Source organism: Hyunsoonleella sp. 2307UL5-6, assembly GCF_047345485.1.
Taxonomy (GTDB): domain Bacteria; phylum Bacteroidota; class Bacteroidia; order Flavobacteriales; family Flavobacteriaceae; genus Jejuia.
In genome coordinates this window covers 273,615-274,180 of sequence record NZ_JBLFEN010000005.1, presented here as the reverse complement: position 1 = coordinate 274,180, position 566 = coordinate 273,615, and the positions used below count along the sequence as shown (strand labels likewise).

1 protein-coding gene is annotated in these 566 nt (G+C 39.8%); it reads right to left on the bottom strand.

The features are described from left to right. On the bottom strand, positions 1-566 hold a 566-nt coding region (locus tag ACKGJY_RS11255; protein ID WP_413973988.1), incomplete at both ends, for an immunoglobulin-like domain-containing protein.

Sequence of the window (566 nt, the reverse complement as noted above, 5' to 3'; positions counted from 1 at the left end):
TATCTGGTATTATATTTATTGTTCTTACTTCTTGTGTCGCAGAGTTTCCTGCGGCATCAGTTACATCATAAGTTACTAAATAAGTGCCTGCTGTATTAGTATCTACTACATCGCCACCAATTATAATTGCTGCGGTGATGTCGCCATCTAAATCGTCTGTAGCTGTTGCGCCTGCTTCTGTATAATTATCACCAAGACTTAAATCTATGGTTGCTGCACCATTTAATGTAATGACTGGTGCTGTGGTATCTGGTATTATATTTATTGTTCTTACTTCTTGTGTCGCAGAGTTTCCTGCGGCATCAGTTACATCATAAGTTACTAAATAAGTGCCTGCTGTATTAGTATCTACTACATCGCCACCAATTACAATTGCTGCGGTTATGTCGCCATCTAAATCGTCTGTAGCTGTTGCGCCTGCTTCTGTGTAAACATCACCAAGGCTTAAATCTATGATTACTGCACCGTTTATTGTGATGACTGGTGCTGTGGTGTCTGGTATTATATTTATTGTTCTTACTTCTTGCGTTGCAGGGTTTCCTGCGGCATCAGTTACATCATAAGTT